The 24,704-nt window shown below is 63.9% G+C and carries 22 protein-coding genes; 10 read left to right on the top strand and 12 right to left on the bottom strand.

The features are described from left to right. The first annotated feature begins 69 nt into the window (after window positions 1-69). Entirely contained in the window at window positions 70-1,401 is a 1,332-nt protein-coding gene (locus GM79_RS06100; RefSeq protein ID WP_152559864.1) for a tol-pal system protein YbgF, read from the top strand. A gap of 83 nt (window positions 1,402-1,484) precedes the next feature. Here GM79_RS06100 and GM79_RS06095 read toward each other — a convergent pair whose 3' ends face one another. The 4 genes from GM79_RS06095 to GM79_RS06080 all read right to left on the bottom strand — a co-directional run bounded on the left by GM79_RS06095 (window position 1,485) and on the right by GM79_RS06080 (window position 5,621). Next, entirely contained in the window at window positions 1,485-2,567 is a 1,083-nt protein-coding gene (locus GM79_RS06095; protein WP_235183930.1) for a chorismate mutase, read from the bottom strand. A 126-nt stretch (window positions 2,568-2,693) separates the two neighbouring features. Next, window positions 2,694-3,539 (bottom strand): prephenate dehydrogenase, encoded by an 846-nt coding sequence (locus GM79_RS06090; RefSeq protein WP_035560778.1) that lies wholly within the window; start codon window positions 3,537-3,539, stop codon window positions 2,694-2,696. Window positions 3,540-3,543: 4 nt separating this feature from the next. Next, window positions 3,544-4,737, bottom strand: coding sequence for a pyridoxal phosphate-dependent aminotransferase (locus GM79_RS06085; protein ID WP_235183929.1), 1,194 nt, complete (start codon window positions 4,735-4,737; stop codon window positions 3,544-3,546). 5 nt (window positions 4,738-4,742) lie between these two features. Then, entirely contained in the window at window positions 4,743-5,621 is an 879-nt protein-coding gene (locus GM79_RS06080; RefSeq protein WP_051718581.1) for a prephenate dehydratase, read from the bottom strand. A 628-nt stretch (window positions 5,622-6,249) separates the two neighbouring features. Here GM79_RS06080 and GM79_RS06075 point away from each other — a divergent pair. Next, window positions 6,250-7,341 carry an NADH:flavin oxidoreductase/NADH oxidase gene (locus GM79_RS06075; RefSeq protein WP_035560772.1) on the top strand — a complete coding sequence of 364 codons (1,092 nt, stop codon included), beginning with the start codon at window positions 6,250-6,252 and terminating at the stop codon, window positions 7,339-7,341. Window positions 7,342-7,357: 16 nt separating this feature from the next. Here GM79_RS06075 and GM79_RS06070 read toward each other — a convergent pair whose 3' ends face one another. Next, on the bottom strand, window positions 7,358-7,882 hold the full coding sequence (locus tag GM79_RS06070; RefSeq protein WP_035560769.1) for a DinB family protein: 525 nt from the start codon (window positions 7,880-7,882) through the stop codon (window positions 7,358-7,360). A 93-nt stretch (window positions 7,883-7,975) separates the two neighbouring features. Between GM79_RS06070 and lysA the strand changes: the two genes are divergently transcribed. After that, a complete protein-coding gene (gene lysA / locus GM79_RS06065) occupies window positions 7,976-9,205 on the top strand; it encodes a diaminopimelate decarboxylase (protein WP_035560767.1) in 1,230 nt (409 codons plus the stop codon). Window positions 9,206-9,217: 12 nt separating this feature from the next. Here the strand turns inward: lysA and GM79_RS06060 are convergent, their stop codons facing one another. The 3 genes from GM79_RS06060 to GM79_RS06050 form a co-directional block, all read right to left on the bottom strand. After that, on the bottom strand, window positions 9,218-9,568 hold the full coding sequence (locus GM79_RS06060) for a hypothetical protein (RefSeq protein WP_035560765.1): 351 nt from the start codon (window positions 9,566-9,568) through the stop codon (window positions 9,218-9,220). Between the two features lie 88 nt (window positions 9,569-9,656). Continuing rightward, window positions 9,657-10,070, bottom strand: a complete 414-nt coding sequence (locus GM79_RS06055; protein WP_035560762.1) for a hypothetical protein — start codon at window positions 10,068-10,070, stop codon at window positions 9,657-9,659. A 110-nt stretch (window positions 10,071-10,180) separates the two neighbouring features. Beyond that, complete coding sequence (locus tag GM79_RS06050) at window positions 10,181-11,032, bottom strand: pirin family protein (RefSeq protein ID WP_035560759.1); 852 nt, start codon at window positions 11,030-11,032, stop codon at window positions 10,181-10,183. A gap of 212 nt (window positions 11,033-11,244) precedes the next feature. On the opposite strand from GM79_RS06050, the gene GM79_RS06045 reads away from it, so the two are divergent. From GM79_RS06045 to GM79_RS06030, 4 genes are all read left to right on the top strand, one after another. After that, a complete protein-coding gene (locus GM79_RS06045) occupies window positions 11,245-13,266 on the top strand; it encodes an ExeM/NucH family extracellular endonuclease (protein WP_051718580.1) in 2,022 nt (673 codons plus the stop codon). A gap of 46 nt (window positions 13,267-13,312) precedes the next feature. Beyond that, window positions 13,313-13,918, top strand: a complete 606-nt coding sequence (locus tag GM79_RS06040; RefSeq protein WP_051718579.1) for a pentapeptide repeat-containing protein — start codon at window positions 13,313-13,315, stop codon at window positions 13,916-13,918. A gap of 295 nt (window positions 13,919-14,213) precedes the next feature. Further along, entirely contained in the window at window positions 14,214-15,248 is a 1,035-nt protein-coding gene (locus tag GM79_RS06035; RefSeq protein ID WP_035560756.1) for a LacI family DNA-binding transcriptional regulator, read from the top strand. Between the two features lie 108 nt (window positions 15,249-15,356). Then, on the top strand, window positions 15,357-17,018 hold the full coding sequence (locus tag GM79_RS06030; protein WP_051718578.1) for an MFS transporter: 1,662 nt from the start codon (window positions 15,357-15,359) through the stop codon (window positions 17,016-17,018). Window positions 17,019-17,104: 86 nt separating this feature from the next. Here the strand turns inward: GM79_RS06030 and GM79_RS06025 are convergent, their stop codons facing one another. From GM79_RS06025 to GM79_RS06010, 4 genes are all read right to left on the bottom strand, one after another. After that, window positions 17,105-17,743: an HAD family hydrolase gene (locus tag GM79_RS06025; RefSeq protein ID WP_035560753.1), complete on the bottom strand. Its 639-nt coding sequence runs from the start codon at window positions 17,741-17,743 to the stop codon at window positions 17,105-17,107. A gap of 35 nt (window positions 17,744-17,778) precedes the next feature. Continuing rightward, complete coding sequence (locus tag GM79_RS06020; RefSeq protein WP_235183928.1) at window positions 17,779-18,339, bottom strand: GNAT family N-acetyltransferase; 561 nt, start codon at window positions 18,337-18,339, stop codon at window positions 17,779-17,781. A gap of 125 nt (window positions 18,340-18,464) precedes the next feature. Then, window positions 18,465-19,763, bottom strand: a complete 1,299-nt coding sequence (locus GM79_RS22790) for a TPM domain-containing protein (protein WP_051718577.1) — start codon at window positions 19,761-19,763, stop codon at window positions 18,465-18,467. Window positions 19,764-19,889: 126 nt separating this feature from the next. Further along, window positions 19,890-20,459: a GNAT family N-acetyltransferase gene (locus tag GM79_RS06010; protein WP_051718576.1), complete on the bottom strand. Its 570-nt coding sequence runs from the start codon at window positions 20,457-20,459 to the stop codon at window positions 19,890-19,892. 154 nt (window positions 20,460-20,613) lie between these two features. Between GM79_RS06010 and GM79_RS22785 the strand changes: the two genes are divergently transcribed. From GM79_RS22785 to GM79_RS05995, 3 genes are all read left to right on the top strand, one after another. Next, window positions 20,614-21,222: a helix-turn-helix domain-containing protein gene (locus GM79_RS22785; RefSeq protein WP_051718575.1), complete on the top strand. Its 609-nt coding sequence runs from the start codon at window positions 20,614-20,616 to the stop codon at window positions 21,220-21,222. 292 nt (window positions 21,223-21,514) lie between these two features. After that, window positions 21,515-22,492, top strand: a complete 978-nt coding sequence (locus tag GM79_RS06000; RefSeq protein ID WP_035560748.1) for a hypothetical protein — start codon at window positions 21,515-21,517, stop codon at window positions 22,490-22,492. A 140-nt stretch (window positions 22,493-22,632) separates the two neighbouring features. Beyond that, a complete protein-coding gene (locus GM79_RS05995) occupies window positions 22,633-24,690 on the top strand; it encodes an ExeM/NucH family extracellular endonuclease (RefSeq protein ID WP_051718574.1) in 2,058 nt (685 codons plus the stop codon). Window positions 24,691-24,704 lie beyond the last annotated feature (14 nt).

Genomic DNA, 24,704 nt, shown 5'->3' with positions numbered 1-24,704 from the left:
CAAAAGCCGTTTGAGGAGGCTAGCTAACAGGTCAGCATTTTATTGATTTATTAACATTAACTATTACTAATGGTGCAACACTACTTTACCATTTGCTCGTGGCGGCTGCTACGGGTTGCTGTTTTGTTGTTGATTACCTGCGTGAGTGCCCTGGCCCAGGGCGAAGGCACGCTGCTGCTGCCGAGCGGGGCGGACACGGTGCGCGCCATGCCGGGCATAGACCTGGAGGAAGTGTACGTGGCGCCGACGGCCATTGACACCAAGGAGTGGCTGCTGCTCAATGCCGACATTCAGGACGAGCTGGGCGGGGCGGTACAAAACCTCTACAACTTCAAGTTCGACCAGGCCGAAAAGCAGTTCCGCTCGCTGCGCCGGCGCTACCCACAGCATCCCATGGCCTACTTCATGCAGGGGCTGAATACGTGGTGGAAAATAATGCCCAGCAACACCCACAACAAGCAGTACGACAAGCTATTCTTTGCCTACATGGACACGGCCATCACCAAAGCCGAAACCATGTACCGGGCCGATTCGCGTAATTACGAAGCCGCGTTTTTCCTCTCCGCCGCCTACGGCTTCAGTGCCCGCCTGCACGCCGAGCGCCGCGACTGGACCAAAGCGACCGTGAGCAGCAAGCGCGCCCTTTCGTATTTGCAGAAAAGCCGCGAGGCCAACGGCCTGAGCCCCGAATTTGTGTTTGGCGAGGCCCTGTTCAACTATTACGCCGTGTGGATTGCAGAGGAATACCCCCTGCTGCGCCCGGTGCTGATGTTTTTCCCGCGCGGCAACCGGGCTACCGGCCTCGCCCAGCTCGAAAAAGTAGCTGAAACCGGCTTTTATACGGCCACGGAGGCCAGGTTTTTCCACATGCGCATTCTGGGCAGCAACTCAGAGAACAAAACGGCCGCCGCGCTGGAGGCTTCCCGCTCCCTGGCCAAAGACTTCCCCGACAATAGCTGCTTTCAGCGCGCCTACGCCCAGAACAGCTTTGCCCAGGGCGAGCTCGCCGAGTGCGAGCGCACCAGCCGCGACATTCTGGCCAAGGTGAGCCGCGGCCTGCCCGGCTACGAAGCATTCAGCGGCCGCATGGCCTCTTTTTACCTCGGCTACGTGGAGCAGCACCGCCGCCGCAACCCGGCCGCCGCCCAGGACTATTACCGGCGCTGCATGGTGTTTTGCGAAACGGCAGGCCAGGTGAAAGGCGGCTTCTACCTGTTTTCGGCGGCCAACCTGGGCCGGCTGTCCGCCGCCGAGAACAACGCCACCGACGCCCGGCGCTACTACCGCGTGGTGCTCGAAAAAGCCGAGCGCCGGTCGGACCTGCACAAGGAAGCCCGGAAGTATCTGAAAAAGCACGCCCCCGCATCCGCCAGCATCACCAACATGGCGCTGGGCAAGTAAACCTGCTTGTTGCCAGCGCATAAAACGGCCCCGTTCCAACCTCTTCGGAGGCCGGAACGGGGCCGTTTTATGCGTTTAATTCCCTAGCCTTCCATTACCTGATTTTGGCGGTTGATGGATTCCAGGTGCACGGCGGCGAGGTATTGGGCCACGAAATCGGTGGTGAGGCCCACTGACTGGCCCTGGCGCGTGGCGCGCTCCAGCACCTCGTTCCAGCGGGCGGTTTGCAGGATGGTAATGTCGTTGTCCTTTTTGTACTGGCCAATTTTTTCGGCCACGCCCATGCGCCGGCCCAGCAGCTGCATAATCTCGGCGTCGAGCTGATTGATTTGTTCGCGGAAGCTGGCCAGCGCGGTCAGAAACTCGCGTTGGTTGGTGGTTTCGTGGCGCCACACCAAGCCTTCAATCAGGTCCCGCAGCACTTCCGGAGTGATTTGCTGCTTGGCGTCGCTCCAGGCATTGTCGGGGTCGATGTGGCTTTCTATCATCGTGCCATCGAAACCCAGGTTCAGGGCCTGCTGGGCCACGGCGGCCAGCGTGTCGCGCCGGCCGCAAATGTGGCTGGGGTCGCAGAGCAGCGGCATTTCGGGCAGGCGGCGCTTCATTTCAATGGGCAGGTGCCACATCGGCGCGTTGCGAAAATCGGTATTGCCATAGCTCGAAAACCCCCGATGAATAAGCCCTACGTGCTCCAAACCGGCCTTTTGCAGGCGTTCCACGGCGCCCACCCACAGCTCCAGCTCGGGGTGAATGGGGTTTTTGACGAGCACGGGCACGTCCACGCCGCGCAGGGCATTGGCAATTTCCTGCACCGAAAACGGGTTACCGGTCGTGCGAGCCCCCACCCACAAAATATCGACGCCAAAGGCCAGGCAGTCTTCCACGTGCTTGGCGGTGGCCACTTCCACGGCCACGGGCAGGCCGGTGAGCTCGCCGGCTTTTTTCAGCCACGGCAGGCCCTTGGTGCCCACGCCCTCGAACATGCCGGGCTTGGTGCGGGGCTTCCAGATGCCGGCGCGCAGGGCCTGCACCTTGCCGGTGGCGGCCAGTCGCTGGCAGGTATCGAGCACCTGCTCTTCGGTTTCGGCCGAGCAAGGGCCCGAAATCAGGAAGGGCTTGTCGTCGGGCTGGCGGTTGAATAGTGCGGATTTCATCGTTGGTATCATGGTACTGGAGTTAGTTTAATTATTTGCTGTCAATGGGTTATTCGGTGTGGGAAAGCGCCAAGGCGCGTTCCCACACCAACCGACGCGCCATTTCGGGTGCCGACGGCGGGTTCATTGGTTCTGTTGTCAGGGCAGGATTTTGCGGATGTGGTTGGCTTGCTGAATTTTTTCGGTGAGGGCCGGGTAGTCTTCTTTCGCCAGCAGCTCGCGCAGGTGCTGAAGCTGATGCAGGTGCTCATCGAGCACGTCGAGCACGTTCAGCCGGTTTTGGCGAAAAATAGGCACCCAGGTTGCCGGCGAGCTCTTGGCCAGTCGCACCGTCGATTCAAAACCGCCGCTGGCCAGGTCGAAGATGCGCTGTTCTTCCTTCTCTTTTTCCAGCACCGTGAGGGCCAGCGCAAACGAGGTGATGTGCGAGATGTGCGATACGTAGGCCGTGTGCAGGTCGTGGTCGGCGCCGTCGAGGTAGAGCAGGCGCATAGGCAGCGCTTGAAACAGCTGCTCCACCACGCGCACGGCGTCGGGGTCGCTGTTCGCAGTGTCGCACAGCACCACGGTTTTACCTTCAAACAGGCCGTTCATAGCGGCCTCAGGGCCCGAATGCTCGGTGCCAGCCATGGGATGCACGGCCACGAAGCGGCCCCGGTTGGGATGCCGGGCCACGGCCGCCAGCAGCGCCTGCTTGGTCGAGCCCACGTCGATAACCACCTGGTGCGCGGCCACGGCGTCGAGCACGGGCGGCAGCACCGTCACCATGGCATCCATGGGCACGGCCACTACAATTAAATCGGCCCGACGCACGGCGGTGGCCAGGTCGGTTTCTACCTCCTCTACCAGGCCCAGTTCCAGCGCACGGCGGGCGTGGGGCTCGCTGGCCTCCACCCCCACGAGGCGGTGCGCCAGGCCGTGTTGGCGCAGGCTAAGCGCCAGCGAGCCGCCGATGAGGCCCAGACCGATGATGGTAACGTTCATGTGATTAGATTTTATTTACAACAAGAACCCGCTTCAGCGCTTCGCGCAACACCGTTTCGGGCTGGCAGAGGCTGACGCGGATGTAGCCGTTGCCGTTGCTGCCGAAGATGCCGCCCGGCGTGAGAAACACCCGGGCCCGGGCCAGCACGGCATCGCTCAGAGCGTAGCCATCGGCGAAGTCGGCGGGTACGGCGGCCCAGATAAACAGGCCCACCTGGCCCGGCGTGGGGTTGCAGCCCAGGGCGCGCAGCAGCTCCACCACCAGCTCGCGGCGGGCGCGGTAGGTGGCGTTTAGCTCCGAGAACCAGTCGGGGCCCAGCGCCAGAGCCGCCACGGCGGCCTGCTGCACGCCCAGGAACATGCCCGAGTCCATGTTGCTTTTGAAGCGGAGCACGTCGGCCAGCAGGTCGGCGCGGCCCACCAGCATGCCCACCCGCCAGCCGGCCAGGTTGTGCGACTTGCTCAGCGAATTCAACTCCAGGGCTACCTCGCGGGCGCCGGGCACGGCCAACAGGCTAACGGGCGGCGTTTCGTTGAGAATGAAGCCGTAAGGGTTGTCGTGCACCAGCAGGATTTGGTGCTGACGGGCAAAGGCTACGAGGTGCGTGAGGAAAGGCAGGTCGGCGGCCGTGCCGGTGGGCATGTGCGGGTAATTCACCAGCATGAGTTTCACCCGCGAGAGGTCGGTTTGAGCCAGGGCATCCAAATCGGGCAGCCAGCCGGCAGCGGCCGTTAGGTCGTACTCACGTACTTCGGCCCCGCATATTTCGGCCACGGCGCGGTAGGTGGGGTAGCCGGGATTGGGAATGAGCACGGCGTCGCCGGCTTCCAGAAACGTCATGGCCACGTGCATCAAGCCCTCTTTAGAACCCAGCAGCGGCATAATCTCACTGGCCGGGTCGAGGGCCACATCGTAGTGGCGCTGGTAGAATTCGGCCATGGCGCCGCGCAGGGCCGGGGTGCCCTGGTAGCCCTGGTAGCCGTGGGCGGTGGGCAGCGCGGCCGTGGCCGTGAGGGCGGCGGTCACGCTGGGATGCGGCGGCAAATCGGGACTACCAATGCCGAGGTTGATGATGTTGGCGCCGGCCGCGTTGAGCGCGGCCAGCTCGCGCAGCTTGCGCGAGAAGTAGTATTCGCCGGTGTGGGCCAGGCGGCTGGCTACGGGCACTTGCATTCGGGTTTCGGGAGTAGTCGTCATGATTCCTAAGCCAGTTGCGCCGCTGCTGAGGCAGCTATAGTTTCGGTGGGCGCGGTGGTCCACTGCCCGCGGCGGTAGGTGCCCAGCACGCGCAACTCTTCGGTTACGGCAGTCAAGTCGGCTAGTAGCGCTTCCAGCTGAGTGCTATCTCCAAACTCCACATCAGCATGAAAGCCGTAGTGCCAGGGTTGACTGGGACGCGGGCACGACTGCAGCTTGCTCAGGTTGAGGCCATGGGCGGCCACGCGGGTGAGCACGGCGGCCAAGCTGCCGGGCGCATGGCTGGTGTAAAAATACAGGGAAGCTTTGTCGGCCCGTGGGTCGATTTGGGCAATATCAGTGCGCTCCAGCACCAGGAAACGGGTGTAGTTGTGCGGGTCGTCGTGAATGGCGGGTGCCAGGATTTGCAGGCCGAATTGCTCGGCGGCCTGGGCACCGGCCACCACGGCCACGCCGGGGGCGCGGGTTTCGGCTAGCAGCTGGGCGCTGTGGCCGGTGTCGTCGGTTTCCACCAGCTTCCAGTGTGAGTGGCGGTCGAGAAACTCGCCGCACTGGCGCAGGGCCATGGGGTGCGAGTGCACGGCCCGCACGTCGGCCAGCGTGGTGCCGGGCAGGGCCAGCAGGTGCTGATGAATAGGCAGATACACTTCGCCTGTCACTTGCACGGCGTGGCGCTCCAGCAGCAGGTAGTTGGGCAGAATGCTGCCGGCCAGCGAGTTTTCCATGGCCATGAGGCCGGCCCCGGCGGTACCCTTCACCACGTGGGCTACCACGGCGGCAAAGGTGGCGCAGGGCAGCAGCGCCGGCCCGGCCCCGAAATACTGCCGGGCCGCTACTTCGTGGAAGCTTCCCTGAAAACCCTGAATGGAGACGTGGGTGGGCATGGTGTTGTTAGTTGTCAGTTGTTAGTTATTAGTTGCTGGTTGTTAATGGTTGATTATCGAGGCTCTGACAACCGACAACTAACAACCAGCAACTGATTTACAGGGCAATAAAAAAGGGCCTCCGTTGTGCGGGGCCCTGGTGTTGTTGACAGCTAGTGTGGTGGTTAACACTGGCAACAGCGGGCCGGCCTCTTCGGGTAGAAGCAGTAATAGCCGTAATAAAAAAAGACCTGCTGCGTGGGTAGCATTGGGAAACGGGCATTAAAAAAGCGCCGACTCGGAGAACGAGCGGCGCTGGAGAAGTTTGTTGGATTAGCTACAAACAGCGGCTCGTTCTACGCGGCAGCGTAGAAGTAGTAATAGCCAAAAAAGTAGCGCGTCTGGAGCATGGAGGAACGTGATTACGATGGCAAGGTAGCCAGAATTCCGGAAAGCACAAGCAGGAACGTGCGTTGCCGGGGCATTACCAGCCCGGTGTGGGGCCTCGGCTGCTGCTACTCTTGGCGCGTTTGCGCGGCTCTAGCTGTCATTGGGTGGCCCCGTAACTGAACGCCCCGCCGCGCTCCCACCAAAACCTAACCGCCGAAAAACCGGTTAAGTCAGCTTCGCATTCTCCTTCAGCAATTTCATGGTTAAGCTATTTGAACCCCTCACCCTGCGCGGTATCACCCTCAAAAACCGCATTGTGGTGTCGCCCATGTGCCAGTACAGCAGCGTCGACGGCTTTGCTAATGACTGGCACCTGGTGCATTTGGGCGGGCGGGCGGTAGGCGGCGCCGGCCTCATCATTAGCGAGGCGGCGGCGGTATCGCCGGAGGGCCGCATCAGCCCCGACGACCTCGGCATCTGGAAAGACGAGCACGTGCCCATGCTCCAACGCATCAACGCTTTTATCACGGCGCAGGGCAGCGTGCCCGGCATTCAGCTGGCGCACGCCGGCCGCAAAGCCAGCACCTACACTTCCTGGAAAGGCGCGGGCGTCGTGCCCGAAAGCGACGGCGGCTGGCCGGTAGTAGGCCCCAGCGCCGTGGCATTTGCCGATGACTACGCACAGCCCACCGCCCTCGACACAGCTGGCATTCAGAAAGTCATTGCCGATTTCCGGGCGGCGGCGGCCCGCTCGCTGGCGGCGGGCTTCCAAGTTGTTGAGCTGCACGCGGCGCACGGCTACCTGCTGCACGAGTTTCTGTCGCCGCTCAGCAACCACCGCACCGATGCGTACGGTGGCTCCTTCGAAAACCGCATTCGCCTGCTGCTGGAGGTAACGGCCGCCACCCGCGAGGTGTGGCCCGAAAACCTGCCCCTCCTCGTGCGGATTTCGGCCACCGACTGGACCGAAGGCGGCTGGAACGCCGACGAATCCGTACAGCTGGCCGCGCTGCTCAAAACCCGCGGCGTCGACCTTATTGACTGCTCCACGGGCGGCAACGTGCCCAAAGCACCCATTCCCGTGGGCCCCGGCTACCAGGTGGAGTTTGCCGAGCGCATCAAGGCCGAGGCGGGTATTCTGACCGGGGCCGTGGGCCTCATCACCACGCCCGCCGAGGCCGAAGCCGTGCTGGCCAACGGCCAGGCCGACCTGGTGCTGCTGGCCCGCGAGTTCCTGCGCGAGCCCTACTTCCCGCTGCTTGCAGCGCACGAGCTGGGCGCCGAAATGCCCTGGCCGGTGCAGTATGAGCGGGGCAAGCCGCGGATGCAGGCCGCCGCCGGCTCGCGATAAGCTATTGACTGCAGTCTTATTGACTAATACTTCGCACCCATTTGGCCGTGACCAACAGCTGGCCCAGGTGCCGCGTGGTGTGCTCGGCCGCGTGCGTGAGCAGGCCAACAACGTTGGACGGCACCTGCGCCCGGCCCACGCCGCGCACTTCGGCCAGGCTGCTTTCGGGCGTGGTGGCGAGCTGCTGCAGCGCCGCGTCAACTTCTTGGTTGAACCGCTGCACCAGGCGGGTCACCGCGTCCAGGGTGAGGGGCAGCGGTGGGGTTTCGGCATCAAAATCGGCAAATTGGCTTGCGGTTAACGGCTCGGCGCGGGCGTAGGTCAGCAGGCGGTTGAGCACGCCGGCCAGGTGCTGCAGGTGGAAGCCCACGGACGCCACCCCAGCAGGCCGCTCGTTGAGCAGCGCGAGCGGGAAATCAGCCAGGGCGGCAGTCAACTCTTCGCGGGCCTGCAGCAGGGCGTGGGCCACGGGCTGCAGCAGCGGCGGCACGCTGGGCAGGGGGCCGCGCAGCCATACTTCCAGGGGTTGAGGGGCGGACATAAAGTGGCTTGGGGAAACTATGGGTGGTGAGTAAATGTACTATTTGCCTGAGGCTACGACAAGGCCCCGCGGCGGGGCCTTACTTTTGTACTTATGTCTGGTATTAACGATGCGCTGCGCGCTGCTGCCGACCAGTTCGGCACCCCCCTTTACGTGTATAATTCTGCGACCATCACCGGTCAGTACGAAAAACTTGTAAAAGCTTTTTCGGGACATAAAACGCGGTTTTTCTACGCCTGCAAGGCGCTGAGCAACGTGAGCATCCTGCGCCACATTCACGGCCTGGGCTCGGGACTCGACTGCGTGAGCATCAACGAGGTGCGGCTGGGGCTGCACGTGGGGTTTGCGCCCGGCGACATCCTGTTTACACCCAACAGCGTGACGTTTGAGGAATTGGTGGAAGCCAAGGAGCTGGGCGTGAACCTCAACATCGACAACATCTCGCTGCTGGAGCGGTTTGGGGCCACGTTTGGCGGCTCCTACCCGGTGTGCGTGCGCCTGAACCCGCACATTGAGGCGGGCGGCAACTACAAGATTCAAACCGGCCACATCGACAGCAAGTTTGGCATCAGCATTCACCAGCTGCGCCACCTCGAGCGCGTGGTGAAGGGCACCGGCCTGCACGTGAAGGGCCTGCACATGCACACCGGCTCCGAAATCAAGGACGTGGGCGTGTTTATGCGCGCCCTCGAAATCCTGTTCGACGCCGCCGGCCGCTTCCCCGAGCTGGATTTTCTGGACCTGGGCTCGGGCTTTAAAGTACCCTACAAGCCCGGCGATGCCGAAACCGACGTGGACGCCCTGGGCGTGCAGGTGGCGGCGGCCTTCAAAACCTTCGAGCAGGAATACGGCCGGCCGCTGGAGTGCTGGTTCGAGCCCGGCAAGTACCTGGTGAGCGAGGCCGGCTACCTGCTGGTGAGCGTGGCCGTGGTGAAGCAAACCACCGCCACGGTGTTCGCGGGCGTCAATTCGGGCTTCAACCACCTCATCCGGCCCATGTTCTACGACAGCTACCACCACATCAGCAACCTGACCAACCCCAAGGGCACGGGGCGGCTCTACACCGTGGTGGGCAACATCTGCGAAACCGACACCTTTGCCTGGGACCGGCTGCTGCCCGACATCCGCGAAAACGACCTGCTGGCCTTCCACAATGCCGGCGCCTACGGCTTCGAAATGAGCAGCAGCTTCAACTCCCGCACCCGCCCGGCCGAAGTGCTGCTGGACGAGAGCGGCGAGCTGCGCCTCATTCGCCGCCGCCAGACGTTTGAGGACCTGCTGGCTGGGCAGGAAGACGTATTGGCCACCGAAAAGGTGAGCTAGGCGCGGCCCGGTTTATTTGGCGCGCCGCAGCAGATAGCCGGTATCTCCACCATCCCCGGCGAGCGTGTTCACGCTGATGCATTCCCAGCCCTGGCTGCTCATATAATTGAGGGCCAAGACTACCGAGCGCAGCTTGCGAATGGCTACATCGGCTTGAATTAGCTCGGGATTCGCAGGCGCGCCTTTTGCGTCCTGCCCAAACTCCAGGATAATGTTCGAACCGCCGTAATACGCACTCATAAGCACCATTATGCAATGCTCGTACTGGGGCGCTTTGGCAACTGCGGAGGCCACAGGAGCTGTTTGGGCGAAGGCGGGTGCGGCACTTGCCAACAGAAGGGCGAAAGTCAGCGTTTTCAGCATATTAAAAGAGGTGCAAATTGATTCAAAATCAATGCTCCTGCCAACGGTGCCCGCTGCGAATATGTTGCGCGTGAGGTTGGAGGCAATGCTACTGCTGCACCAGCCACACCACGGCCGCGTCTTCGGCTTCGAAGGCGCGGTAGGTGTGGGCCAGGGTGCGGGTGGCCATCATCAACTGGTTCATGGCCAGGCGGGCAAATACGTCGTTGGCCACCAGCACGGCGCCGTAGCGGTAGCCACTTTCGCGCACGGCGCGGGGCAGCCATTCGTTGGTCATCCAGTCTTGCTCGGTGGGGCTGTAGGGCGCCATTTCGCGCTGGTCAACCAGTATTTTATCCCACTGCCGCCGCACCAACGCCTGCGCCAGGTGCGTAAGCAAAGCCCGAAAAGGAGCATTTTCGCGGGCACCAGGGTAGTATTCTATTCGCAGATATTGCGCGGGCTCTTCCCAAATACGGCCGGTAGCGTTTTCAAAATAAAGGGAGCGGTTGGGCTGCGGCATCAAAAAATCACAAACTCAGGTAAAGCCACTGTCCCGTACCGGCACAGGTGCACAGCCCACAACTCAGAAGCTACGGCAGAGGTTAATTTTTGGGCAACTTTTTTTCAGCACTAGCCTTTCCAGGTGCCAAACGCCCCGCTTCGGTAGTCGGCGTAAGCCTGCTGAATTTCGGCCTCGGTGTTCATCACAAACGGACCACCGCTCACCACGGGCTCGCCAAACGGCCGGGCGTGGCCCAGCAGCACCACGGCGTCGGTGCTGGCTTCCAGGGTCAGCGCGTCGCCGTCGTGGTTGAATTCGACGAGCTGCAGGGCCTGGGTTTCGGTGCCGTTCACGCGCAGGGCGCCGCGCACGGTGTAGAGGAAGATGCTGCGCTCGGCCGCCACGGGCAGCACGGCGCGGCTGCCGGCCGGCAGCTCCAGCCAGGCCAGCTGCACGTCGGCCAGCGGCTGCACGGCGCCCGTCGTGCCCGCCCACTCGCCCGACACGGCGTGGATGCGCACGCCGCCATCGAGGGCCACGGTTGGAATTTCGTCGCGCTGCAGGCCGATATAGCGCGGGGCCGTCATCTTGTCTTTGGCGGGCAGGTTCACCCACAGCTGCAGGATTTCCAGCGGCCCGCCGGTTTTCTTGAAATTATCCGATGAAACCTCGGCATGAATCAGGCCGCTGCCGGCCGTCATCCACTGAATGCCGCCGGCTTCAATCACGCTTTCGTGGCCGCTGCTGTCCTTGTGCAGGATGTCGCCTGCCAGAATAAAGGTCACGGTTTCGAAGCCCCGGTGCGGGTGCGGGCCGAAGGGCAGGCCGTTGTTGTGGGGCCGGTACACCTGCGGCCCGTGGTGGTTGAGAAACAGAAACGGGTCCACGTACTCAATGGACTGCGTGGGCAAAGCCCGATAGGTAGTGAGGTCGGCAATGGGCGCGCTCACGGCGCGGTGCTGCTGCTTGATGGTGCGCATGAGGAAGCTATTACGAAATCGAACCGAAAAACCGGTACGATGCGCTAACAATCCGCTAGCCCTGCGAAAGTTCAGCCCGGCACCCGCCCAACCCGATGCCGGGAGCCAGCGGGCCAAATTCCGGTACCTTCGTAGCCCTGTTTTCTTCGTCCCGAATTTTAAATTTGATGAGATTTTTAACGCCTGCTTTTCTGGTTGCCTGTTCCCTTGTCGTGGCCGCGCCCGTTGTGGCGCAGCAGCTTACGCCCATTGGCGTTATTCAGGGTACGGGCGTGCTGGCCACCACCGGCACCTACACGGTCGAGGGCATTGTGACCGGTGTGTACCCTGGCCTGAGCCCGGCCGGTTTCTACCTGCAAAACGAGGCCAGCGGCGCCGATGGCAACCCGGCCACTTCCGACGCCCTGTTTGTGGTGCAAACCAACCCCACGGTGACGGTGGGCACCAGAATCCGCGTGAGCGGGCTGGTGCAGGAAATTGCCTCCACGCCCTCGTTTAATCAGGCCGTACTCACGGGGCCGGCCATCACGGTGCTGGCCAGTGGCCAGGCGCTGCCGGCCTTTGCGCTGGTCGACAATGCCACGTATTCGAGCGCCACGGCCGAGGCGTTTGAAGGCATGCGGGTGCAGTTTTCCGCGCCCGTCACCGTGTCGGATGTGGGCGCGGTGAAGTCGCGCGGGGAGCTCACCATTTCGACCCGTGGCCTGGTGTACCAGCCCACCCAGCTCGTGGACCCCAACGACGACCCGGCCACCGGCACCAGCAGCGACGGCGCCACCAACGTAGCCGCCGTGGCCGCCTACCAGGCCGCCAACGCCAGCAAAATCCTGGTGCTCGACGATGGCCGGGCCGCCACCAACCCCCAGCCCATCCCCTACCTCGACGCCGCCACCCAAACCGTGCGCGTGGGCAGCACCGTGGCCAGCCTGCGCGGTATTTTGGGCTACGGCAACGGCCGCTGGCGCGTGCAGCCGCTGGCCGGCCCCGATGCGCCCCTGGTTACCGTGGTGCGCCCGCCGGTGCCCACCTTCGGCCCTACCGATGTGAAAGTGGCCAGCTTCAACGTGCTCAACTACTTCAACGGCGATGGCCTGGGCGGCGGGTTTCCGACCTCGCGCGGGGCCAGGACTGCGGTTGATTTCGCGCGCCAGCGCAGCAAAATCATTGCCGCCCTCGTGCAGATGAATGCCGATGCGGTGGGCCTGATTGAGATTGAAAACGACGGCACCGGCCCCAACTCGGCCATTCAGGACCTGGTGAGCGGGCTGAACGAAGCCCTCGGCGCGGGCACCTACGCTTTCGTGGAAGACGGCGCCGTGCGCCAGCCTAACAACACCGACGTTATTCGCTGCGCCATTCTTTACAAGCCGGCCGTGCTCGCGCTCTACGGCAATGTGTTGCTGGCTCCGGCCAATGGCATTTTCGAGCGCCCGCCCGTGGCCCAGCTCTTCACTACCCGCACAGCCGTGGCCGATACGTTTGCCCTCATCGTCAACCACTTCAAGTCGAAAGCCAGCGGCAGCGGAGCCAACGCCGACCAGGGCGACGGCCAGGGCGCCTCGAACCCGCGGCGCAGAGGACAGGCCGTGGGCCTGGTGCAGTTTATTGAGGAAGTGGTGAAGCCCGCCGGCACACGCTACGTGCTGAGCGTGGGCGACTATAACGCCAACTACGAAGAAGACCCCATGGACGTGCTGCGCGCCGCCGGCCTGCTGGTGGCCGGCCCGCCCACGAGCACCTCCTATGTATTCAGCGGCCAGAGCGGCTCGCTCGACCACGCCGTGCTCACGCCCAGCCTGGCGGGCCGGGCCACCGTTGAAACCTGGCACATTAACGCCAGCGAGCCGGTGTTTCTGGAGTACAGCGTGGCCGGAGCTGCCACCGACATCAGCAGCCCGTTTCGCTCTTCCGACCACGACCCCGTGCTCATTGGTCTGAATTTCGACCGGGTGGTAACGGCCACTGCGAAGGCCGGCGCCGGGGCTGTGCTGGAGGTGTTTCCCAACCCGGCTGCCGGGGCATTCGCCTTCCGCATTACGGGCGTGCCTGCTCCGCAGCCGCTGTCCCTGGAGTTGGTTTCGCTGCTGGGCCAGCGCGTGCTGGCACTGCAAGGCCCGGCCGACATGCTGCAGCGCGAGCTGGCGCGCCGCACGGCGCGGCTGGCGCCCGGCACCTACGTATTGCGGCTGAGCGGCCGCGGGTTCAGCCGCACGCAGCAAGTGGTGAAGCAGTAGCCGCGGGGAAGGCCTCAGGCTACCTCTACCAAAGACAACTAGCGCTATGAAACCACGCCGCAAACCGCTTTCCACTGCCCGCAAGCCCGACTATTTCCCCGAAAACCAGGTGGTGACCGGCTGGGAGGCGCGGCACCTCGCCGGCCAGCCCGAATTTGAGGAGTACCACTTCATCAACTGCGATTTTACCGGGGCCGACCTGAGCCACAAGCGTTTCGCCGACTGCCGGTTTGAGCGCTGCAACCTGGCCGGGGTACGGCTGGCGGGCACGGCGTTGCAAAACGTGGCTTTCGCCGAATGCAAGCTCCTGGGCCTGCAGTTCACGGCCTGCCGCGACATGCTGTTCGGGGTGCATTTCGACCATTGCCAGCTCCGCTACGCCTCGTTTGCGGGCCGCCACATGCCGGCCACCCGCTTCGTGCATTGCGCACTGGACGAGGCCGATTTTGCCGATGCCAACCTGTCAGAATCCGTCTTTGAGGCGTGTTCGCTGGCCGGGGCCGTTTTTCAGAAAACCCAGCTGGCGGGCGCCGATTTCACCACCGCCACCGGCTTTACCATCGACCCCGAAAGCAACCCGCTGCGCACCGCCCGCTTCAGCCTGCCCGGCCTGCTGGGCGTGGTAGCCAAATACGGGCTGGTAGTGGAATAAGCCCCGCTTCTGTTGCGGGCGGCGTTGCGGGGGCGTGGTCGGGAGCGGCCGGCTTTTCGTTTTTGCGCGCCTCGTAATCCCCGGCGGCTGTTAGATTGCGGTAGAATTTCCGTCTATTGCCAAAAGCGCAGCCGCGCGAAAAAGCAGGTCGGCCGGCTTTCGGTTATAAAGTTAGCCTGCCGGGCCGGAGCCCCGATTGGGCCGGGCCCGCTCTTTTTCCGGCAGGGCTGAGGCTTGTCGCAACTGGCTTATTGCCGGGGTGCGGGCATTTATTCACTTCGCTAAAACCCACCCGATGGCCAACCGACGCGCTTCCATCACCGACTTGGCCAAGACGCTGGGCCTCTCGCCTTCTACTATTTCGCGGGCCCTCAGCAACCACGACGACGTGAGCGAAGCCACCAAGCTGCGGGTGCGCCAGCTGGCCGACGAGCTGCACTACAAGCCCAACCAGCTGGCCGCTGGCCTGCGCCGGGGCCGCAGCAACACGGTGGGGATTCTGGTGCCGCACATCACCGGCGATTTTTTTCCGAAGGTGGTGCACGGCATTGCCACCGAAGCCGCCAAGCTGGGCTTCAACGTGATGATTTGCCAGTCGAATGAGGACGTGCGCCAGGAGCAGCTCAACATCGACCTGCTCCTCAATGCCCAGGTGGAAGGCATTTTGGTGTCGGTGGCCAATACGACCGATAACTTCCGCCACTTCGAAGACGTGCGCCAGCAGAACATTCCGCTCGTGTTCTTCGACCGGGTGATGGAGGATTTCCAGGGCAGCAACGTGAGCTCGGTGGTGTTCGACGACTACCAGGGCGCTTACCAGGTGGTGTCGCACCTCATCGAGCAGGGCTGCACGCGCATTGCCCACTTCAGTGGGCCGTTGCACCTCAACATTAACAAGTACCGCCACCAGGCCTACCTCGACGCCCTCACCGCCCACGGCCTGCCCATCGACGACGACCTGATGGCCTTTTTCGAGCTCAACCAGAAGAACGGCGCCCACGCCATGCGCCAGCTCCTCAAGCTGCGCCAGCGCCCCGACGGCGTGTTTTCGTCCAACGACCTCTCGGCCGTGGGAGCCCTGCAGGTGGTGAAGGCGCACCGCCTGCGCGTGCCGCAGGATGTGGCCATCGTGGGCTTCAGCAACGAGATGTTCACCTCCCTCACCGAACCCATGCTCAGCACCGTGGACCAGCGCTCGGAGCAAATGGGTAAAGCCGCCGTGCAGCTGCTGCAAAAGATGCTGAAAAGTGGCCCCAAAAGCCAGGGCCCGCCCAAGCCCATCGTGCTCAAACCCAAGCTCCTGATACGTGAGTCGTCGCAGCGGCGGTAGGTGGGAATCAGTGAGCAGGAAAGTGCCTTCACTGCTCACTACCTAAAATCCGTAGAAAGCCATTTGCCCCGCTTGCTGGTTTAGCACGGTAGGTTTTTGTGCTTTTTGATGACTGATTCCGCCGTTTCTGCTGCTGCTGCTGCCCCCAAACCCACGCTGCTGACGCCGTTTATGTACGCGGTGTTCCGCGCCGTCTGGATTGCGGGCCTGGTGTCGAACGTGGGCACCTGGATGCAAAACGTGGCCGGCGTGTGGCTCGTCACCACCCTCACCACCTCGGTTTTGCTGGTGGCCCTGATGCAGGCCGCCACCAGCCTGCCGGCCTTCCTGCTGAGCATGCCGGCCGGGGCCATGGCCGACCTGATTGACCGCCGCAAGCTGCTGCTCTTCACCCAGGCATTTATGGCGGTGGTGGCCACGGTGCTGGGGGTGTTCACGCTCACGGGCGGCATTTCGGCGCTGGGCGTGCTGGGCTTCACGTTTCTGCTGGGCATGGGCGCGGCCCTGAACGCCCCCATCTGGCAAACCGTGACCGTGGAGCTGGTGCCCCGCACGGCCCTGCCCTTCGCCATCACCCTCAACGGCGTGAGCAACAACATTGCGCGGGCCATCGGGCCGGCCATTGGCGGGGCCATTATTGCGTATTATTCGTCGGGCTGGGTGTTTTTGCTGAATGGCATTTCGTTTCTGGGCACCTGGATGGTGGTGTATTTCTGGAAGCGCGAAGCCACCGTTACCAGCGGCCCGACCGAGAATTTTATGGGTGCGCTGCGGGCCGGGCTGCGCTACGTGCAGTATTCGCCGGCCATTTACGGAGTGCTGGTGCGCACGTTCGCCTTCTCGTTTGGCACGGCGGCCATGTGGGGGCTGCTGTCGGTGGTCATCGCCCGCAAGCTGAATCTGAGCTCGGGGCACTACGGCGTCATGCTGTCGTGGCTGGGCGCGGGCGCCGTAACGGGTGCTTTCCTGATGGGCCGGGCGGGCAACCGCCTCAATTTCAACCACCGGGTGCTGCTGGGCGTGCTCGTGTTTGCGGGTACCAACGTGGCCCTGGCCCTCGTCACGTACATCTACCTGCTCTACGCCGTGATGTTCTGCTCCGGCATCGCCTGGTTGATGGTGATGACCAGTTTCAGCACCACCGTGCAGCTGAGCGTGCCCAAATGGGTGCAGGCCCGCGTAATTAGCGTGTACATGCTGGTGTTTCAGGCGGGCATGTCGGTGGGCAGCCTGGTCTGGGGCCAGCTGGCCGACCACTCCACGCTGGAAATTGCGCTGCTGGCCGCCGGCGGCTGGATGCTGCTCAGCGCCCTGCTGGCCGTGCCCTTCCCCATGCGCCCGGCCGAAAACCTCGACCTGAACCCCGCCGAACACTGGCCCGACCCCGATGCCGACAACCACATCGACCCCGACGACGGCCCGGTGGTGGTGATGATAGAATACCAGGTGGAGCCGGCCGACTGGCCCGCCTTCCGGGCGGCGGCCGAGCAGCTCAAGCGGCTGCGGCTGCGCGATGGCGCCCTGCGGGCCGGCGTGTTTTCCGATGTAGCCCGCCCCACGCAAATCACCGAGTTTTTTTACGTGGCTACGTGGGGCGAGCACCAGCGCCAGCACCACCGCTTCACCCGCGAAGACCTGGCCGTGGAAGCCCAGGTACGCCAGTTTCACCGCGGGCCGGAGGCGCCGCGCGTCACTCATTTCCTGGCCTTCCCCAACACCTCCAACGTGGAGCTGGCCACACCCATGCAAACCCTGGAGAGCCAACGATAAGCAGTACTAAATAAGCAAATAAGTTGTTATTTTTCAGTTGTTTGTTGTTCGTTAACACTGACAACTGACAACAAACGGGTCTTCGCTCACAGCATAGCCTGCAAGTCGCTGAGCTGGGCGATACGCACCGGCGCTTCGGCCGCCTTGAGCTGGCCAAAGCCGTAGGTGGCAAAAATGAAGGGGACGCCCGCGGCCCGGCTGGCGGCCAGGTCGCCGGGAGTGTCGCCCACGTACACGGGCGCTTGCAGACCAAACTGCGCCACTACCTCGCGAATATTCTCGGACTTGGGCAGCTTTTTGGTACCAAAGCACTGGTGGCCTTCGAAGTACGAAGCCAGTTGGCTGTTCTCAAAAAACGCCTCCACGTAACCCAATTGGCAATTACTGACAATGAACAACCGGTAGCCGCGGTTGCGCAGGTAAGCCAGGGTGGTTTCCAGGCCGGGGTAGAGGGTGCCGCCGGGGTCTTGAGCGGCTTTCAGCTCCTGCGCGGCGCACAGGGCGCGGTACTCGTCGCGTCTGGCAGCGGGCAGGTTGGGAAACAGCCGTTCGTACACCACTTCGTAGGGCTGGCCGGTCACGGCCTGCACCTGGGCCAGGGTCACGTCATTATCGATGTAGTCAACGCTGTTTCTGGCCGTCTGAAAGGCCAGGGTTATGGCTGCCGACGCATCCCAGAGGGTGCCGTCGAGGTCGAAAATCACACTGTCAAAACGGGTAGACATAAGCAGTTGGCGAAAGCTATTGGTGAACCAAGTAACTATTCCCGGCCGGCGCGTTCCAGCATCACGATGGGCCCGCCGTGGTAGGTGGTGCGGGCGTATTCGCGGTAGCCGAATTTCTGGGCCAACCGCAGCGACGGCTGGTTGTCGGGGTGAATGATGCACATGGTGCGGGCGTGGCCGAAGTGCGCGTCGCCCCAGGCAATGGCCGCCGCTACCGCCTCGGTGGCGTAGCCCTGCCCGTGCACGGCAGGCGCCAGCACCCAGCCAATTTCCGGCGTGTCGCCAATCGGCGGCTCGATGTTGCGCTTGCGGTTCACGTACCCGATGGCCCCGATGAAGCGGCCACTGGCTTTTTCCTCAATGGCCCAAAAGCCGTAGCCCATCAGCGTCCAATGCCCAATGCTGCGCAACATTGTGCTCCACGAGTCCTCGGTGGGCATGGGGCCGGGGCTAAGGTAGCGGTAAAAATTGGGGTCCTGCCCCATAGCTGCGTAGTCGGCGAAATCGGCAACGTGGTAGCCGCGCATGAGCAGGCGGCTGGTTTCCAGCACCGGCACGGCTTGCAGCTCCATTCCGGCGGCATTGCTACTTGACATAATGATTGGGCATCCTGGCGGGAACGTTAAAAATGCGGGAGACGGCACCAGCGCCGGCCGGACAAAGAAAAGGGCTCCGACGCATTTTGCACCGCAGCCCTTCACCTTATTGCATCGCCGACAACCTACCAGGAGCCGCTGTTGTTGTCGTCGCCATCGAAGCCGCCCCCGCCGGAATCGCCCGAATTGGGGTCGTCGTAGGAAGAGTTGTCATCGGCCGAGAAGTAGTCGCCCGAGTTGTCGGTTGTGTCTTCCGCAGAGAAATAATCGGGGGCGGAATTCTCGCTCCCCCCACCGTCGCGCGACGCGAAATAGTCGTTGGCGGCACCCGTGCCCGCGCCACCCAGGGCAGCCCCGCCAAGGCCGGCCGCCGTGCCAGCGCCCAGGCTACCGGCTTGGCCTTCGTTACCCAGGCTGTTGCCGCTCGTGTCCGGGCCCGAGGCCATGCGGTTGCCGATGTAAGCGCCCGCCGCCGCCGCCGCGCCGGTGGCCAGAATGCCGCCCATGCCCATGCCACCGCTCTGGTTTGAGCTGTTGTTGTTGTTGCCGCGGCCGTAGTTGCCCTGGCCAGCACCGCCTGCGGGGCCGTTGGGCCGGTTAGCCAGAAAGTCGGGGGTAGTATTGGCCGGTCCGCTATTGAATGAACCCGCCGGGTTGGCTGAAGCCGGGGCGGCACTGCGGCGCCGGAACATGCGCACCAAAAACCACAGTACGCCACCCACCGCCAGCGCCCCGAGCAGCAGCGTCCCCATGCCCAGCCCCGGCGATTCGGGCTCGACAGGAGCCGACCGCATGGGGTCGTAGGGAGCACTGCCAACCGGCGTTTCAGCAGTTTCCGACAGGCCAGTACGGGCAGCATCAGTGCCCGCGGCGGCCCCCAGCGCGTCGGTAGAAGAAGGGGTAGCCGACCGGGCCGCCGCCGGGGCCGAGTCGGGGTTAGCCGTGGCCATGAGGGTGTTGAGGCCGGTGCGCAGCCCCGCGAAATAGTTGCCCTGCTTGAAGCCGGGAGTCATTTCGGCGATGACGCGGCTGGTTACGGCCGGGGTAATGGTGGCAGCCAGCCCGCTGCCGGGCTGAATGGTTACCTGCCGCTCCTGGCCGCTGAGCAGCACCACCACACCGTTGTTTTTATCGCGCTGGCCCACGCCCCAGGCCGTGCCCAGGGCCCGGCCGTAGTCGGCCACGCTGCGCCCGCCGAGGGTGGGCACGGTTACCACCACTATCTGGGTGCCGGTGTTATCGGCATAGCGCCGCAGGCCGCTTTCCAGCTTTTTGGCGTCGGCCGGCTCCATAAGACCGGCCTGGTCGTTCACAAATTTGAAGGGATTTGGCCGGGGCGGCAGCCCATCGCCGCCGGATTGCGCAGCCACGGACCCCGTGAGGACCGCCGAAACCAGCAGCAAGAGAAACAAGAGACGGTGCATGGCAAGGAGTGGTTGAGTGGAAGGAAATAGTGTTTTCGCCTTCTACGTCGCACCTGCCCGCGTGGCTGCGGCCACCGCGCAATTCCGCTTTCCGGGGCGGCAGCTGGGGCCGGGCCGCTACGCCTCCTACGCGCTGGCTGCTCCCAACGTCGCATCGGCCGCCGGCACCACCGCGCGCTCGAAGCGCAGGCGGCCATCGGGGGTGATGCCCTCTGGCTCAAACCCGTTGCCAGCCAGCACATGCTGCGCGGCCAGGTTGTCGGCATCGGTGTGGGCCACCAGTTGTAGCACCATACCGGTGGCAGCGGCCTGCTGCACCAGCCCGGCTACCAGCTCGGTAGCCAGCCCCTGGCCGCGCCAATCGGCGGCAATGGCAAACCCAATTTCAGCCATGCCGGCCGCATCGGGCGGGCCCATAAAGCCGCCGGCCCCGATGAGGGTGCGCGGCGTGTCGCCTTCCACTTTACGTAGGGCGTACCAGGCATACCAGCCGGCAGCGGTGCGCCCACCGGCCGTGAGCTGCTCCAGCGAGTGGGTCATGGCCGCGCGGTCGTACTGGCCGGGCGGCCAGTCGGCGGGCAAGGCCGCGCCCAGTAGCACGGGAAAATATTGCGGCTTGTGCAGCTCGGCAGTGAGCAGGGCCCGGCTGGCGGCCAATACCAGCAGGCGAGGCGTGTGAGTTATGAGCGGAATCATGGGTTGGGTATACGGCAAGTTGGAGTTGGAGAGCCGGCGAACGGGTGCCGCTAGCTACGGCCCGAGCACCTTGCCGGGGCGCGTTGGAAGCCGCGCCAGCTGCTTCTACCTTTGAAGCAATTTAAATGGCGAGGGGTTTCCCCGCTGCTGGTTTATGTTTTCTGCCGCCCGCATTTTGGCCCTGCGCAAAAGCAAGGGGATGTCTCAGGAAGTCCTTGCCGAACAATCGGGCGTGAGCCTGCGCACCATTCAGCGGGTGGAGCAGGGCGAAACCGTGCCGCGCGGCCACACCGTGCAGGCCCTGGCCGCAGCCCTGCAGGTTTCGCTGGAGGACCTACGCCACGAGGCCCCACCAACCGGGCCGGAGCTGCCAGTTCTGCCGCCAGTCCCGGCCCCTACCCTACGCGACGACCCGGAGTTTCTGCAGCTCCTCAACCTGAGCGCCCTCAGCTTTCTGGTGCTGCCCTTCCTCAATTTGGTGGTGCCGTGGCTGCTGTGGCGCGCCCGGCGCTACCGCACGGCGCACGTGGCCGCGCTGGGCCGCCGGGTGCTGGGCTTTCAGTTGCTATGGCAGGTGGCCAGCTTTTTCGCCTTCCTGCTGGCGGTGGGTGCTCAAGTGGTGGCCCGCCGCTATCAAGTGGTACTGCCGGGCGTATTCCTGGGCGTGCTGGTGCTCACGTACGTGGCCAATGTGCTCACGGTGGTGTACTACCAGCGGGAGCTACGCCGGGGCCGGCTCGACGTGTACCGCTACCGATTGTAGGCAAAAGACTTGGGCCCGAATGAGCAGAAACAAAAAAGGAGAGGTCATGCTGAGCTTGTCGAAGCATCTCTACCGCGCAACTAATCTAATTGACTCAACGAAGCGGTAGAGATGCTTCGACAAGCTCAGCACGACCGCCGGCTTTGTGTTTATCAGGAAACCATGCCAAATAAATACCCTGCTAATCAGTTACTTGATTCAAGTGGCGGCAAAATGACGGTAAAATGACGCCGGGCTTCGGGGTGGAGGCGGGATACTTTTGGAGCATACCAAACCAACCCCCTCCCCTCCCATGAGGCCCCTGTTCAAAATCCTTTTTTCGGTGCTGGCCCTGCTCGTGGCCGGCGGCATCGGCGGCTATTTCTACATGCGCCAGCGGTTCCTGCCGCCACCCAATCAGCTGGTGGTAGCGGGGCTGCCAGCCTCCTGCCAGTTTGTGTGGCGGGCCGATACGAGTCAGGGCCGGGCCATGCCGCACGCGGCGCTGCTGGTGCCGGTGCAACTGCCCGGCTGCGCCCGCACCTGCTACCTACAGTTCGACACGGGCGCCCCCTACTCGGTACTTTATGCCAACTCCCTGGCCGCGCTTCAGGCCCGCTACCCCGCCCTGTCCTTTGCCGGCGCGCCCCGCCTCGATACCGTGCGCAACGTGAGCTTTGCGCTGGGGCAGGGGCAGGTGCGGGCGCACTGGCTGCGGGTGCTGCCCCTGGGTGAGGCCCAGCTGCCCGCCGACAGCACCGCGCCCTTCGTCATCGGCACGCTGGGAGCCGATGTGCTGGCCGACCGCGCCCTGGTACTCGACTACGCCCGCCGCCGCTTCAGCCTGCTGGCCGAGGCGCCCGACAGCCTGGCGCGCCGGGCCACCTTCGTGCCGCTGACCTTCCCCAACCGTCGCGTGCTGCTGCGCCTGGGTTTGCAGGGCGAAGAAAAGGAATTGCTTTTCGATTCCGGCGCCAGCGCATTCACCCTGCTCACCAGCCAGGCCAGCTGGCAGACCCTGGCCCAGCCCGGCGCTCCCACGCACACGGTAGGCGTCAATTCCTGGGGCAAAACCCTGACTTCGCACACGGTGGCCACCACGGCGGCGCTGCAGCTGGGGACCTTGGCCCTGCCGCTGCGCACCGTGACCTACATTGAAGGTACGAGCCTCGCGCAAAGCCTGATGATGCGCTTTTCCGGCATGGGCGGCATGCTGGGCAACGAGCCTTTCGTCGGGCACACCGTCATTTTCGATGTGCGCGGTGAGCGGTTCGGACTGGTGAGCCGTTAGGGCCAGCCCTAACCGCTCACCGCGCACATCGCAAGGCCGTTTTGCGGGCTGACGCGGCAGCGGCGCAAACGAGGAATTGAGGGCGATGAATTTTATGGCCGATATATTTACGCCCTTATTCTCATCCTGTAGCTTTTCCGATGCGCTTTTCGCTTGTTCTTTTTGCCGGTTTTTTGCTGGGCGTGACCCAAGCCGACGCCCAGTCCATTGGCTCCATTCAAGGCACTGGCACTGAGGCCAAAGCCGGCACCTACACCATTGAAGCCGTGGTAACGGGCGTGTATAAGGGCTTGAAGCCGGCCGGCTTTTACGTGCAGGACGAAACGGCTGCCGCCGATGGCAACCCCGCCACCTCAGATGCCCTTTTCGTGGTACAGCCCGACCCGACCGTGGCCGTGGGCGACCGGGTCCGCCTCACCGGCGCGGTGCGGGAAGATGGCGCCGCGCCCTCTTTCACCCAAGCCGTGCTGCTCGACCCGCAGGTAACCGTGCTGGCCAGCGGCCAAGCGCTGCCGGCGTTTGTGCTGCTCCAGAATGCCGCGTTTTCGGCGCGGGACCTGGAGCGCTACGAAGGCATGCTGGTGCAGTTTGCGGCGCCGCTCATGGTCACCGACAACTACAGCCTCAAGCAGCGCGGCGAGCTCACCGTTTCGGCCCAGGGCCTCACCTACCAGCCCACGCAGCTCATCGACCCCAACGACGACCCGGCCACCGGCACCAGCAGCGCCGGCACCCGCAACCTGGCCGCCGTGAATGCCTACCAGGACGCCAACGACGACCGCAGCCTGATTCTCGACGACGGCAGCTCGGCCAACAACCCCACGCCCACGCCCTACCTCGACCCCCAAACCGGCACCGTGCGCGTGGGCAGCACCGTGAGCAACCTGCGCGGCATTCTGGGCTACGGCTTTAGCAAGTGGCGCCTGCAGCCGCTGGCCGGCACCCAGGCGCCCTTTGTGCGCAGCCCACGCCCGCTGGCCCCGCCCACGTTTGGGCCACTCAGCCTGAAGCTGGCCAGCTTCAACGTGCTCAACTATTTTAATGGCGACGGTGCGGGCGGCGGCTTTCCGACCGCGCGCGGGGCCAAAACCCCAGCCGATTTCGCCCGCCAGCGCAGCAAAATTATTGCCGCGCTCAGCCAGATGAATGCCGACGTGGTGGGCCTCACCGAAATCGAGAACGATGGCAACGGCGCCAATTCGGCCATTCAGGACCTGCTGAACGGCCTGAACCAGGTGTTGGGCGCCAACACCTACGCGCTGGTGAACGACGGCGACGACGCGAAGCAGCTCAACAACACCGACCAGATTCGCAACGCCATTATCTACAAGCCGGCGGCGGTGACGCCGCTGGGCCCGGCCCTGATTGCCACCGTGACGGGGGTGTTTGAGCGCCCGCCCCTGGCGCAGGTATTTATCAGTCAGCGTCGGGGCCGGACCGATACGTTGGGCTTCGTGGTGAACCACTTCAAGAGCAAGGGCAGCGGCAGCGGGGCCGATGCCGACCAGAAAGACGGGCAGGGCGGCTCCAACGCGCGCCGCAAAACCCAGGCCACGGCGCTGGTGGCCTTCATCAACCAAACCGTGATACCGGCCGGGGCCGCGCGGGTAGTGAGCGCCGGCGACTACAACGCCAACTGCGAGGAAGACCCGCTCGACATTATGCGGGCCGCCGGGCTGGTGCCCGCCGCGCCGCCCACCAGCGGCTCCTACGTATACCGGGGCCTCACCGGCTCACTCGACCACGCCGTGGTGACGCCCAACCTGGTGGGCTTCGTAGACGTGCAGAAGTGGCATATTAACGCGGCCGAGCCCGCCATGCTGGAGTATGACCAGGCCGGCGAGGCCACCGACAGCAGCACGCCCTTCCGCAGCTCCGACCACGACCCGGTGCTGATTGGGGTGAATTTTGGGGGCATCCAGAACGCGGCTCCGGCGCGGGGCGCCACGCGCCTGTTTGCGTACCCCAGCGGCGCGGCGGGCCCGGTGGCATTCAGCCTGGCGGTGCCGGCCAGTGCCGAGCGCATCAGCCTGGACGTTTCGCTGCCCCAGGGTGCCCGGCTGCTGATGCTGCAAGGCCCGCCCGCCCTGCTCCAGGCCGGGCTCGACGGCTACACCGCCCACCTGCCGCCGGGCATCTATTTGCTGAAGCTGCGCGGCAAGGGCTTCCAGCAAACCCAGCGCGTGATGAAGGAGTAGCGCGGGCCAGCCGC

Origin of the sequence: Hymenobacter sp. IS2118, from assembly GCF_000715495.1 — a bacterium.
In the GTDB taxonomy this organism is placed as follows: Bacteria; Bacteroidota; Bacteroidia; order Cytophagales; family Hymenobacteraceae; genus Hymenobacter.
The sequence above is the reverse complement of the archived record's forward strand: the minus strand, read 5'-3'. Positions and strand labels throughout refer to the sequence as shown.